This is a genomic window from Peribacillus asahii (assembly GCF_004006295.1).
In the GTDB taxonomy this organism is placed as follows: domain Bacteria; phylum Bacillota; class Bacilli; order Bacillales; family DSM-1321; genus Peribacillus; species Peribacillus asahii_A.
Genome location: NZ_CP026095.1, coordinates 4567518 through 4580297 on the forward strand (window position 1 = coordinate 4567518; position 12780 = coordinate 4580297).

Sequence of the window (12780 nt, forward strand, 5' to 3'; positions counted from 1 at the left end):
AGGCCGTTTGACGGGTCTAGTTGATGGAAAAAGTCCTTCATCACCCTTATGATGGACATTTGCCGGGTCTAGTTACTGGAAAAAGTCCTTCATCACTCTTATGAAGGCCGTTTGACAGGTCTAGTTGCTGGAAAAGGTCCTTCATCACTCTTATGAAGGCCATTTGCCGGGTCTAGTTGCTGGAAAAAGTCCTTCATCACTCTTATGAAGGCCATTTGTCTGATCTAGTTGCTGGAAAAAGTCCTTCATCACCCTTATGATGGACATTTCCCTGGCCTAGTTCTCCCTTTTGTCCTTCAACTAAACGAAAAGGCTGCCCCGAAAGCCATTTTTCATGACTTTTGGGGCAGCCCTATGAAAAATACAAAGAAACCTTCATGAACCCTAGCCTTTAAGTCTGTTCATGATATTATTAAGCTCCGTATCGTGCTTACCTGTCTTTGAACTTAGATAGTCAATATCTACTTTCATCCCTTTCATCTCATCAGAAATAACTCCAAAGACTTTACGATGTTCATCTAACTTATCGTTCGTATATTTGAAATGGCTACTGAGCTCGGAGGAAAGATTATCAACTTTTGTTTCAATTCGTCCTTGGCCTTCTGTTACATTCGTTACATCTTCTTTTACATCTTTAATCTCACTTAGAATTTGTTTTAAGATTTCCTCCATTTGGATTCACTCCACGCTCTTTTATTAGAGTATAACACACAGACTTTTTTCTTTTCTGTTGATACTTCACCATAATGCTGTTTGGAAAACAACATCCCATAACAGAGCTAACGATAAAAAAATGACTGCCGAAGCAGCCATTCAAAAATGAGGGGAATCAATTATTATTGATTCAGTAGAAGGAACGTTCGGGGTCGGTCTTACGTGGTGAATCACCATGCCGTGATTCAAAGTTCGGAGGGGACTAAGATGCATGTTGCTCAGCGCTGAATTCTACTTTCTAGTTTTGGAGTTCTGTTAACCTTTGTTCCAAAGCTTCGCAACGTGCTTCGACGAGCTGTAGCTTCCGCTCAAAATTGGCTAGCGCTGCTTCGTTTGTGACTGTTTTCACTTGCGTATTCGCAATGAATCGAATCAAGTTTTCAATCAACTTCTCTGTTCGTTCGACGTCTTGAAATGAGTGAAATGAATGATTTCCTTTCAAATATATCTCACCTCCTACACACTACAAGCCAATAGACTCATATGCTTGCTTTGGAACGTCTAACTTCCTCGGTCCAACAAACTGAACCATTTCAGCCACTACTTCTGTTACATATACCTGCTTACCCTCTTGATTCTCATAACGACGTGTCTGGATTCTTCCAGTAATCCCAATCATTGAGCCGCGCCGACAATATTGGACCGTATTTTCAGCCGTTTTCCTCCATAGCGTGCATTGCACAAAATCAGCATCGTATTCACCAGCTTGATTTCGAAAAGGACGATTCACCGCAATCGTTACATTCGAAACAGCTTTTCCATCTGCTGTGTACCGCAACTCAGGATCTTTCGTCAAGCGTCCAACCAGGGTTACTTGGTTAATCAACATCTCAGCTCCTTTCTTGTTAAGATGCTTTTATCATACTGAAGCTTGTTCAAATTACCAAATCGACAAAATCCCATTTTTTTCACCCATTTTCGTGCTAAAATGGCATTTTCCCGTTTAAAACTGCTATTTTTAGGCTATATTTATAGTGAAAGTGGAGGAAATATGCCATTTTGTTATTTTTCTCAAAAATTTTTCCTTTGTTCATATTTTAGACAAACGTGTCGCATTCTTTCTATTTCTTCGTTATTTTTGAGTGTGTTATAATAAATTGGAATATTTACATTTTTTTACGAAATTAAGAAGTAGGAGGAAGCATATGAAGTCATTTAAACTTATTTCATTACAACTTGTGAATGAAAAACTGCAGCTTATTGATATTCATCTAGTCGATGGGCTCATTATTAATAAAGAAGATCGTGCAAATACATGGCTTCTTGAAGCAATCGTCCCCCCTGAACATTATGATAAATTAAAACATTCCCTACCACGTGAACATGAAAATGCGCTTATCCAAGCAGTGATTACGAAAAAAGAAAACGACCCGGCCATGTTTAAAACGGTTTTAAAAACGCATAAACTTATCGACGGTCACGTTAGTCTTCTTTTCGTCGGCCACCTTCAAAATACACGCAGCAAATATGCAGAACTACTTCTTGAAGATTTAGTCCACAAAGGCTTCACTGGCGATTTACTCATTAAAGAATTCAAAGAAAAGATTCGCTCTAGACCTAAGCTTGCCACTCATAAATAACTCCATTTCTCTCTGTTACCCCACATCTAGAATAAGTGGGACAATGGCTCTAAAAAATAGTTGAATTCAACCACTAACCAAAAGGAAAAAGACTGTTTCCCGTAAGAAACAGTCTTTTCTTAGCCATTGTTATTTGTTGTTATTGTCGCCTTGATCTGTTAATGTATCATCATTATCGTTTGGATCTAAGGCATCTTCTACTTCATCTGCGCCTTCTTCAACGCCTTCTTGTACATCATTTACATCATCATTTACGTTGTTATCATTTACATCATCATTTACATTCGGTTCATTCACATCATTGTTATCTTCTTCAATCATGTTGTTATCATTTTCTGGTGCTGGATCATTATCGTCATTTGTCCCGCAACCAACTAGAAACATCGCTGATAGGAATGAGCCACCAAGTAGTGCTAATAGTCGTTTTTTCATTATGTGTAACCTCCCTTCTTTCTTCGACAGTAATATTTTGCCCGAATTCGACATTTACTTGCGTGTTTTTCAAAAAAAATAAGAGGAGATCTTCATCCCCTCTCTAGCAGCCTTATTCTTTATCACTAAAAGCAAACATAATCTCGGTTTCGCAGGCTACCTCACCATCAACCGTTGCTACTGCTTTTCCTTTACCAACAGATCCTCTTAAACGTAAAATTTCCACTTCTAGGCGAAGTTGGTCCCCTGGCTTCACTTGGCGTTTGAAGCGGCAGTTATCAATGCCCGCAAAAAAAGCTAAGCGTCCTTTATGTTCCTCTTGCTTTAACACCGCAACAGCACCCACTTGAGCCAATGCTTCGACAATTAACACCCCCGGCATTACCGGGTAATCTGGAAAATGACCATTAAAAAACTCTTCATTCGCTGTTACGTTTTTCAATCCAACCGCTCGTTTTCCCTCTTCGATTTCAATGATTCGATCCACTAATAAAAAAGGATAACGATGTGGAATAATTTCTTTAATTTGCGTAATATCTAACATAGATTATACCTCCTTGATTTAAAAACAACCGCATCATGCACCTTCATTGACGATGTCAACAATATGAGTCCACGTTGAGATTTTAAATACATCTACTGCATTTCCGCTCCCAATGACACTATACCCAATTAATGCCCCAATGATAACCATAAGGACGATTAAAGCAGCAACAATCAACAACCGAAGCCAAATTGGTAACAGTCGAATTTTAATTTTCTCATTTTGTCTTACTTCCTGTTTTGGTTCTTCTTCCCACTGTTGTTTTGTTAAACTTCTTTGCTCCATTTTATATCATGTAAGCTCCTTTTTAGAGATTCGCTTTAACTTTATCACGTTTTCATAAACAGTACGAGTCCCAACCTTTGGCAAGACTATGCCCATTTACGAAATGTTTAACGAATCGAATTTACTAAGCCTAACATTTGATCTGCCATCGTGATGGAACGCGATTGGAATTGATACATTCTTTGCGCTGTAATTAAATCTGTCATTTCCTTTGAAAGATCGACATTAGATGATTCAAGTGCACCTTGTTTCATCGAAATATCTGTGCGTAAAGCGCCTGTTAGTTCAGTCAATACATCATCAGCCGTTACACCTAAGCCATCATAGTTATCCGGAAGCCCATATAAATTATCGCCTAGCTTTTCAAGGAATTGCGGCTTTTGAACCGATACAACACCTAGATTGAAGGTTTGTTCCCCTCCATCTGTTGTGATTGCCTTTAATATGCCTTCATCAGAAATTTGGATTTCTTTAATGTCACCTTCAATGACAATGTCGTTACCGTTTTCATCAAGCACGGTATGCCCGTCTGCTGTTACAAGCATGTTTTCATTTCCATTAGGCGATAGATAAAACGCACCGTCTCTTGATAAACGAATGACGTTCCCTTCTTCTACACCAATCATAAAGTATAAGTTTTCCTTTGTGAAAGCTACATCTAAATCCCGATTTGTCGTCTTTAGGGAACCTTGAGACTGTACATTTTGAATTTGGCCAATCTTTGCTCCGTTTCCTTGACGAATCCCAAGCGGTGTTAAACGGCCCACTTCAGCTGCTTGATTTGGTTGATTATTCAATTGCTGAACAAGTAAATCTGTAAAGCTTGCTTCGCCTCGCTTAAAACCAGTTGTTTCAACATTGGCCATATTATTGCTAATAACATCGATTTGTTTTTGCAATTGGCCTAGCGTATTGCTTGCTGCTATCATCGTTCGATTCATCTCTATCCTCCTTCATTTACGCTGATTTCTTGAAATTAGCCAATTTTACCTACTTCATTCACCGTTTTATTTAAGCTTTGATCATAAGCCTGCAGCACTTTTTGATTGGCTTCAAAAGAACGATATACAGACAACATTTCCGTCATTGTCTGCGCTGCATCTACATTGGAGCTTTCAATATACCCTTGCTTGATTGTAAAAAATACGTCGTCCTCATCGTACGCATTCGTAAGTTCTGCATCGGCACTAAAAAGACCATCGCCTTCTTTTACAAGCTGCCCAGCAGGGTCATTGGAATACGCAATGCCAATTTGAGCGACCTGTGCGGCGTCTTGTAAAATAACACCATTATCTGATACTGTAAACTGATCATTATCTAGTTGAATCCGCTCGTTATTCTCATCTAACACATAATAGCCGCCGGACGTTGTTAAATATCCTTCACCATCCAAGGTAAAGTTTCCATTGCGTGTGTAACGTACATCACCATTCCCATTTTGAACAGTAAAAAACAACGCACCCGCTACACCCGTCTCTTCATCAATGGGCATTTCGCCATGCACTAAGGCAAGATCTGTTTTCAAATCTGTTTGTTTAATATCACCTTGTTTAAATAGCGGATTCGTTTCTTGTATATATACGCCTGTATTCAAGCTGCCGACCTGTGCAAAAGAAGGCACTTTCTTTTCATTCCCATTCGGGATCGTTTCATCTGCGATTCGATTCAGCAGCATTTCTGGAAAAGAGCGTACACTCGATTGATCAGCTTTATAGCCCGGGGTATTCGCATTCGCCATATTGTTTGTTAACATTTCTGTCCGTCTTTGCTGAGTTAGCATCCCTGAAGCTGCTGTATAAAATCCTCTTAGCATCCTTATCGCTCCTTATCATATGTACCGTTCCATTTTTGACCGTATATGTACATTATCGGCTGCTTCTATCTATATTTGAAGTGAAAAGTGCAGGAGAATATTGGTATGAAGTATCAAGGAACTCTCTTAAAGGCTATACAAAAAAGGATCTATTGCTCAACGGGCTTCTGTTTCATCCCCTACTTATCTGAACGTTAGATCCTTCTTCCACATCATTTAATTAAATTTACGTTTTGGCAACTTGTCCATATTATCAAGCATGACACCTGTTCCGACTGCCACACAATCCATTGGATTTTCCGCTACTAATACGGGTACTTTTAACTCTTCTGCAAGAAGTAAGTCAATACCGTGCAACAATGCACCGCCGCCTGTTAAAATAACACCACGATCGATAATATCCGCTGAGAGTTCTGGCGGTGTTCTTTCAAGCACACTTTTCGCCGCTTGAACAATGACCGATACTTGTTCGCGAAGAGCTTCTTCAATTTCCTCTGAATTCACCGTAATCGTTCTCGGTAGACCCGAAACCATATCACGCCCGCGAATTTCGATTTCTTCTTTACGTGAACCAGGGAAAACAGTCGCTACTTGAATTTTAATATTTTCTGCTGTGCGCTCCCCAATAAGCAGCTTATATTGACGTTTAACATAGTGTAAAATCTCATTGTCAAATTTATCCCCAGCCATTTTAATCGAAGAAGATGTAACGATATCCCCCATAGAAAGAACCGCGATGTCTGTCGTTCCGCCACCGATATCAACGACCATGTTTCCGCTCGGTTGGAAAATATCCATTCCTGCTCCAATTGCAGCTACCTTTGGTTCCTCTTCTAAATACACCTTTTTACCGCCGCTTTTTTCTGCTGCTTCTTTAATCGCTTTTTGTTCAACGCTTGTAATATTTGTTGGACAACAAATTAAAATTCTTGGCTTAGAAAGGAAACCTTTCACATTCAATTTATTAATAAAATGTTTAAGCATCGCTTCTGTAACATCAAAGTCTGCAATTACTCCATCTTTTAACGGACGAATAGCCATAATATTTCCAGGTGTACGTCCGACCATTTTTCTTGCTTCCTCACCGACAGCCAACACACGATTTGTATTTTTATCGATCGCCACAACAGATGGCTCATTTAAAACGATCCCTTTGCCTTTAACATGTATTAGAACATTTGCTGTTCCAAGATCAATCCCAATATCTCTAGCAAACATTTGTTTATATCCTCCTTGATTATCCTCACATGAAACCGAAACTATCCTAATTTTATATTTTATCATATTGTCTTATGACAAGTAAGAGTCAAAACAGAAATCCTGTCGAATCATGTCTCTTACGGTAAGAAATACATAAGCGACTCTTATCTTGTCACGACAAACTAAACATCAGAACGTACCAAGTGTTTTCATGTCTAGTTAAAAAATCACGACCTTTATAAGGTACCATATTCCTACCTAAAATGCCTAAAAAAAACCACCTACAACATTTGTAAGTGGCTTCGGTTATTACTTCACAATTTCTTCCTCTCTCTCAGAGCGCTTATATTTGAGCTTGGTTGCTTCGCCTCCTCTAAGGTGACGAATGGATTTATGATAATCCAATATATCCTTCACTTCATTAGCCAATTCAGGATTGATTTCTGGAAGTCTTTCGGTTAAATCTTTGTGAACGGTACTTTTGGATACACCAAACTCTTTTGCAATGACACGCACTGTTTTCCTTGTTTCCACGATATACTTTCCTATCTTGATAGTTCTTTCTTTGATGTAATCGTGCACACCACTCGACCTCCCCAAGTTGGATGTGAGAAGTGTGAAATGAGATTCGTTTGTCGAATCTAATGGTGCTAACATTTTCCTTCAATTATAATAGACGAGTCCTCACCTCAAACACTCTCTTTGTACGGTTTCTAACAGTGTATTAGCTTGGGTAAAGATATATACCATAGGACAAGTGTTTTTTTCAAAAAATTGACGATATTGGGCTTTTTAAATAAATAATAAATATAAATAGCTGTTTATCTTCTATCGAAATTTTTAATTTATCGTCGAGTTTTTCATTTTGTCTATAGCAAAAGAAACCCGCCTGTGGACGAGTTTCCTGCACCAAATTGTTCAGTTGTCGCATCATAACATGGGTTGACGAATGCTTTTATTGTACTGGTTGTTCGTCTGCTTCGTTTGAATTGCTGTTCTCTTCTTGACTTGGCTCTTCTTTTGTATCTTCTTTTGGTTCTGGTTCTGCTTCTACTTCTTCATCATCTGAAGATACAGATTCTGTTTGAATAGAAGAAGCTTGCTTACCTTCGTAATCACTTGGATTTACTGCAACTTTATCTTTGCGGATTTCAAAGTGAACATGTGTACCTGCGTCTTCATTGATTTGACTTTTTCCTGCAGTAGCAATTGCTTGCCCTTGCTTCACTTGATCTCCAACCGCAACTTGAATGTCTGTAACAGCTTGATAACGTGTTACAACACCATCTTCATGCTCTACTTCAATGACATTTCCTAATAAAGCATCTTCTTGCACTTTTGTTACAATGCCACTTAAAGCAGCTACTACATCAAAGGCTTTTCCATCTTTTTGTGCGATATCAATTCCTTTGTTTGGCTCATAGCGGTTATCATAAGAAACCAATGCTTCTTCCTGTGCTTTTTCATCAGCATTCACATCATAGAATGGCTTCTTTACGACAGTACTCGCAACATCTTTCACTGGCATTTGAATCGATTCAAGACTGCTGTTTACTTCAACTGCAGGCTCATCGTAATTTTCACCTGATTGTGCTGAATCCTCTACCTTATCAGGACTAGCTGAGTTGTTGAAGCTATTTTGAACGATAAATACCAAGGCTAGGATAAGAGCTGCACTTGAAATGTAGATTGCTGGTAACGCCCAACGTTTTTTCAGAATACGTCGGAATTTGGAAGTAGATTTCTTTTCTTCCTCTCTCATAATTATCACCTCAGCAATCATTCTGAACAGATTGCTAAAATAATATACATATCCTGAAAAATATTTTTAGATTTATTTTGTGACAAAGGTATTCCTTTTATGCAAAGAAATTTGAAATGGTAAAATTATGACGACATTTGCTGAGATAATCTCCCTTGTTCATTCCACTCTGCTGTATTTCCTGTTAAAATGACTAATAGTATAGATAACAAAGGATGTTTTGTAGATGCAGAAAGCTTTTCGCGTTACGTTGACGCTATTACCGCTCATTTATATGATTGCCATTTGGGTCATGTCGAGCATGCCGGATGATACGTTTATTGAGTTGCCTTCATCGGCCACAGATCGCTTCGTAAAAGAGGCACTTCACTTAGTTGCCTTCGCCATTTTGTATATGCTGTTTGTGGCCGCTTTTGCTGCCAACCACAAGTTAACAGCTAGTTTGAGCTTGCTGGCTGCGATTGCCGCTAGCCTGTATGGAATTGTTGATGAAATCCATCAATCATTTGTGCCGGCGCGTTCTGCTACACTGATTGATGTCGTTAAAGATATCATCGGAGTGCTTGCTGCTTATTTCCACGTTCAATATCACTATTTCAAGCGTAAGCGAGGCTTCTTAACCATTATTGAAAAATTAACCGACAAAAAATAAGAGCTGGAATCCCAGCTCTTATTTTTTTACTGTTAGCGTATTCACCCACTTGTTTGATGACTGAACCGTAACCCCTTTATAATAATACTTTACGATGTCTTTATAGCTTTTTCCTTCCTGAGCCATGCCGTTCGCTCCATATTGGCTCATTCCTACTCCGTGGCCATACCCTTTTGTCGTAATGATAATTTGATTACCTTGACGTTCCCAGCTAAAATCGGAGGACATTAAATGTAGTTTTTCCCGAATTTGCTTCCCTGTTAATTCTTTTCCGTTAATTCTTACAACTCCTACTCTCTTCCCTGCTGTCCGTTCAACAACTGTTCCAATTTCTGTCCCACTCGGAACATTCACACCTAATTTTTGTTCAAAATCTGCCACTGTCATCACGACTTTGTTATAAAATTTCGGAGATTCTGTATCCCAAGGGCTTGAAACACTCTTTAAATAAGGATAAGCAGCTTTCCAATATTCTTCAGAGTTTTCCGTATATCCGTTACTCGTGGAAAAAAAAGTAGCTGTAATAGGATCATCATCATATGTTAAAATCTGCCCCGCTGTCTCCTGTACAGCTCCCTTTATCTTTTGAAGGTTCTGTTTATACTGAGAGCCCCATAACTCTTTTAGCTCTTGATCGCTTTTATACACTTGGTGGTTTTCACCGTCACTTACATCTGCATTAGCTGGTAACCCTGTTCGGTCTCCTTGAATGAGCTGGTTGACAATATACGTTCTAGCTGTTAATGCTTGAGCTTTCAGCGCTTCTTTTTCAAAGTGAACGGGCATTTCAGCTGCAACGACACCAATTAAATACGATTCAAGCGGTAATTTTTGAACTTGCTTAGACGTTGTTCGAAGCACAGCTACTTCGACAGCCGGCTCTTTCATCTTCTCCTTACTTTGTTCATTCGTTGCCTTTTGTTCAATATTTTCCGTTAATTTTCCAAACGTTGTATCATTGGAAAACGGAAGCACAAGCATAGCTGGAAGGAGGATGATCACGACGATTACAACGACTACTAGCATGAACATCGGTTTAAGTGCTTTCAAAGTTCCTTGGCCTCCCTACACATTTTCTACTCTCCTCATAAATGTATGGAAGTGGACAAGCAAGTAGAACTAAAATAATCGATTGGCATGATTTTTCACGAATTTGGCGGGATTATCAGGGAATTTGGCGGGATTTTTTGCAAATTTAGCGGGATTATCGGAGAATTTGGCGGGATTCCTTATCGAAAAACAAAAAAAGACTGCGTTTCATCGCAGTCTCTCTATCTATTACGCATTAATATCCAAAGCAACCGTTTCCGTTGGCGTTACCTCTGTCACACGTTCGATGTCAGCTCCGAGTGCAGCTAACTTACCATGGAAATTCACATAGCCTCGATCTAGATGCTTCAATTCTGTTACACGTGTAATGCCATCTGCAACAAGACCTGTTAAAATTAACGCCGCAGCCGCTCGTAAATCAGTTGCTGCTACTTCAGCACCTTGTAAATCAGATGGACCATTTGTAATAACAGAACGTCCTTCAATCTTGATGTTTGCATTCATTCTACGGAATTCCTCTACATGCATAAAACGGTTTTCGAACACCGTTTCTGTAATCATCCCTGTTCCTTCTGCACGAAGAAGCAAGGCCATCATCTGTGATTGCATATCCGTTGGGAAGCCTGGATGCGGCATCGTTTTAATATCGACAGCTTTTAATTTTTCTGGTCCAATTACACGTAAGCCGTCCTCTTCTTCCGTAATCTCAACACCCATTTCTACCATCTTTGCAATCAAAGAAGTTAGATGTTCAGGAACGGCTCCTTTAACAAGTACGTTTCCACGCGTAATCGCAGCCGCTGTCATAAATGTACCTGCCTCAATACGATCAGGAATAATCGTATGCTCGGCACCATATAATTTCTTGACACCTTCAATTTTTATCGTTGCTGTTCCAGCTCCTTTGACCTTAGCTCCCATTTTATTCAAAAGGTTCGCTAAATCAACAATTTCCGGTTCTTTTGCAACGTTTTCTAAAATTGTTGTACCTTCAGCCAATGTAGCAGCCATCATAATATTTTCTGTAGCACCTACACTTGGAAAGTCAAGGTAAACTCTTGCACCTTTTAATCCGCCTTCTACTTCCGCATCAATGAAGCCGTTCCCGACCTTCACCTTTGCTCCCATTGCTTCAAAGCCTTTTAAATGCTGATCAATTGGACGTGAACCAATCGCACAGCCGCCAGGCAATGCTACACGAGCACGGCCAGTTCTTGCAAGTAGTGAACCCATTACTAATACAGACGCGCGCATTTTACGTACATATTCAAATGGCGCTTCTTCTAAAAGCTCCTTTGATGCATCTACAGTTACTTGATTATTGTGAAAGGCAACCTCTGCATTCAAGTTGCGCAAAACTTCGTTAATTGTATATACATCGGAGAGCGTTGGAACATCATGAATGATACTTTTTCCATCGCTTGCTAATAAGGTTGCAGCGAGCACCGGCAAAACAGCGTTCTTAGCCCCTTCTACTTTAACTGTTCCGCTAAGCCGTTTTCCGCCGCGGACAATGATTTTTTCCAAAAGTATTCCCCTCCGCGTCCATTTTCTCTATATTAATATTCAAACGTAATGATGGGTGTGCCAATAACAAAACTTGTCCTTGCGCCCAATCCATCTGTCCGTAAACCAAGTTGCATATTGATTTTAGTATTCTTTAAACTTTGTGTAAATAAGGTAGAATGAGCAGAAGTAGAAACAAAGTTCTCATCCTCTACACCCTCTATTTCGCTTGCATTAAATCTTTGTAACAATTTTTCCATTTGTGCAGGTAAAGCCGAATTCATATTATCACTGATATACCCTTCCATACAAGCAAAAACTGAAGGAGTATCCATAAATATGCCATTCATCCTGTGTTCAAGAGTTGTAATTAAGAAATGGGGATATCCTTTGTCCCATTTGTATCCCTTTACTTCATATATGATATAGGTAACGATGTTCGCATGTTCCTTTGTTGTAACCATTCTGATTGATTCTGTCAGATGAGATTCGTGGCTGAATGTTGCTTCTGCCTTCCAAGCATCATCCTCATCGAAAAAGCTCCATTGAAAGTCCGGATACTTTTGTTTTAAAGTATGCACCTTTCTCTCAAACTCTTCTTTTGTAGCAATCTCGTTATTTACTTCTCTCGCAAATACAGACCACTCTTCTATGCTTACATTCTCTTCTTTTTCTAGATGTTCAGCGATTGTAACAATATCTAATTGATCCTTCGCCACCGTCGTACTATTCCCCCACACCATCACCAACAGGCTGATAAATAATATGTATGTTAACATTTTATTGTTCCATTTATACATGTTAAATCCCTCCCTCCTATCATTCTTGCCAGTGGAAGAGAGTTCATACTCCATTTTTTTCGCCAATTGATGACATGCTCGTTAAGTAACTAGAAATAGATAGTTATACACAGTACATGTTGCTTACTGATTAAATATATATGGCAGCTGTTTCGCAAAAACTAGGTAATCAAGGAAGAAATTACTCACAACTGATCCAATCGCAATCGTTAATAAAATATATAATACTCTCGCTTGTAAGACCGCGTTCGATCGTAAAAGCTTCTGAAAGTTTAACGCTTGCAAAGCCCACCAAGTTACTGCAATAAAACATAGATGTACAATCATGCTGAGTAAGGCTTGCTGGCCAATTGCTGAAAACATATAAACCCTCCTATATACATACAATGTTCATTCTATCACAAAACACCCTTTAATTTGGAATTAATCATCCCGATTACGC

General features: G+C 39.2%; 17 protein-coding genes. 2 read left to right on the top strand and 15 right to left on the bottom strand.

Going from position 1 to position 12780, the window contains the following annotated elements; translation table 11 throughout:
• Positions 1-384 precede the first annotated feature (384 nt).
• The 3 genes from BAOM_RS22425 to BAOM_RS22435 form a co-directional block, all read right to left on the bottom strand.
• The gene (locus BAOM_RS22425) at positions 385-672 is read right to left on the bottom strand and encodes a hypothetical protein (RefSeq protein WP_127762180.1); all 288 of its coding nucleotides are present in this window, start codon (positions 670-672) and stop codon (positions 385-387) included.
• 280 nt (positions 673-952) lie between these two features.
• Positions 953-1156, bottom strand: a complete 204-nt coding sequence (locus BAOM_RS22430; RefSeq protein WP_127762181.1) for a hypothetical protein — start codon at positions 1154-1156, stop codon at positions 953-955.
• A 21-nt stretch (positions 1157-1177) separates the two neighbouring features.
• The gene (locus tag BAOM_RS22435) at positions 1178-1540 is read right to left on the bottom strand and encodes a single-stranded DNA-binding protein (protein WP_119115756.1); all 363 of its coding nucleotides are present in this window, start codon (positions 1538-1540) and stop codon (positions 1178-1180) included.
• Positions 1541-1859: 319 nt separating this feature from the next.
• Between BAOM_RS22435 and BAOM_RS22440 the strand changes: the two genes are divergently transcribed.
• Positions 1860-2294: a YwpF family protein gene (locus BAOM_RS22440; RefSeq protein WP_127762182.1), complete on the top strand. Its 435-nt coding sequence runs from the start codon at positions 1860-1862 to the stop codon at positions 2292-2294.
• Between the two features lie 129 nt (positions 2295-2423).
• Here the strand turns inward: BAOM_RS22440 and BAOM_RS22445 are convergent, their stop codons facing one another.
• The 8 genes from BAOM_RS22445 to BAOM_RS22480 form a co-directional block, all read right to left on the bottom strand.
• Entirely contained in the window at positions 2424-2726 is a 303-nt protein-coding gene (locus BAOM_RS22445) for a hypothetical protein (protein WP_127762183.1), read from the bottom strand.
• A gap of 112 nt (positions 2727-2838) precedes the next feature.
• Positions 2839-3270 carry a 3-hydroxyacyl-ACP dehydratase FabZ gene (gene fabZ / locus BAOM_RS22450; protein ID WP_119115758.1) on the bottom strand — a complete coding sequence of 144 codons (432 nt, stop codon included), beginning with the start codon at positions 3268-3270 and terminating at the stop codon, positions 2839-2841.
• Positions 3271-3303: 33 nt separating this feature from the next.
• Positions 3304-3555 (bottom strand): DNA-directed RNA polymerase subunit beta, encoded by a 252-nt coding sequence (locus tag BAOM_RS22455; protein WP_127762184.1) that lies wholly within the window; start codon positions 3553-3555, stop codon positions 3304-3306.
• Positions 3556-3662: 107 nt separating this feature from the next.
• Positions 3663-4496 carry a flagellar hook-basal body protein gene (locus BAOM_RS22460; RefSeq protein ID WP_127762185.1) on the bottom strand — a complete coding sequence of 278 codons (834 nt, stop codon included), beginning with the start codon at positions 4494-4496 and terminating at the stop codon, positions 3663-3665.
• 35 nt (positions 4497-4531) lie between these two features.
• Positions 4532-5368 carry a flagellar hook-basal body protein gene (locus BAOM_RS22465; RefSeq protein ID WP_127762186.1) on the bottom strand — a complete coding sequence of 279 codons (837 nt, stop codon included), beginning with the start codon at positions 5366-5368 and terminating at the stop codon, positions 4532-4534.
• A gap of 216 nt (positions 5369-5584) precedes the next feature.
• On the bottom strand, positions 5585-6586 hold the full coding sequence (locus BAOM_RS22470) for a rod shape-determining protein (RefSeq protein ID WP_127762187.1): 1002 nt from the start codon (positions 6584-6586) through the stop codon (positions 5585-5587).
• Positions 6587-6877: 291 nt separating this feature from the next.
• The gene (gene spoIIID, locus BAOM_RS22475; RefSeq protein WP_119115763.1) at positions 6878-7150 is read right to left on the bottom strand and encodes a sporulation transcriptional regulator SpoIIID; all 273 of its coding nucleotides are present in this window, start codon (positions 7148-7150) and stop codon (positions 6878-6880) included.
• Positions 7151-7523: 373 nt separating this feature from the next.
• Positions 7524-8330, bottom strand: a complete 807-nt coding sequence (locus tag BAOM_RS22480) for a stage II sporulation protein SpoIIQ (protein ID WP_127762188.1) — start codon at positions 8328-8330, stop codon at positions 7524-7526.
• A gap of 226 nt (positions 8331-8556) precedes the next feature.
• On the opposite strand from BAOM_RS22480, the gene BAOM_RS22485 reads away from it, so the two are divergent.
• Positions 8557-8982 (top strand): VanZ family protein, encoded by a 426-nt coding sequence (locus BAOM_RS22485; RefSeq protein ID WP_127762189.1) that lies wholly within the window; start codon positions 8557-8559, stop codon positions 8980-8982.
• Between the two features lie 18 nt (positions 8983-9000).
• Here BAOM_RS22485 and spoIID read toward each other — a convergent pair whose 3' ends face one another.
• The 4 genes from spoIID to BAOM_RS22505 form a co-directional block, all read right to left on the bottom strand.
• Positions 9001-10032, bottom strand: a complete 1032-nt coding sequence (gene spoIID, locus BAOM_RS22490) for a stage II sporulation protein D (RefSeq protein WP_257467493.1) — start codon at positions 10030-10032, stop codon at positions 9001-9003.
• 228 nt (positions 10033-10260) lie between these two features.
• Positions 10261-11559: a UDP-N-acetylglucosamine 1-carboxyvinyltransferase gene (gene murA, locus BAOM_RS22495; RefSeq protein WP_127762190.1), complete on the bottom strand. Its 1299-nt coding sequence runs from the start codon at positions 11557-11559 to the stop codon at positions 10261-10263.
• Positions 11560-11591: 32 nt separating this feature from the next.
• A complete protein-coding gene (locus BAOM_RS22500) occupies positions 11592-12338 on the bottom strand; it encodes a YwmB family TATA-box binding protein (protein ID WP_164853316.1) in 747 nt (248 codons plus the stop codon).
• A 123-nt stretch (positions 12339-12461) separates the two neighbouring features.
• Positions 12462-12701 (bottom strand): DUF1146 family protein, encoded by a 240-nt coding sequence (locus tag BAOM_RS22505; protein ID WP_119115768.1) that lies wholly within the window; start codon positions 12699-12701, stop codon positions 12462-12464.
• Positions 12702-12780: the final 79 nt, after the last annotated feature.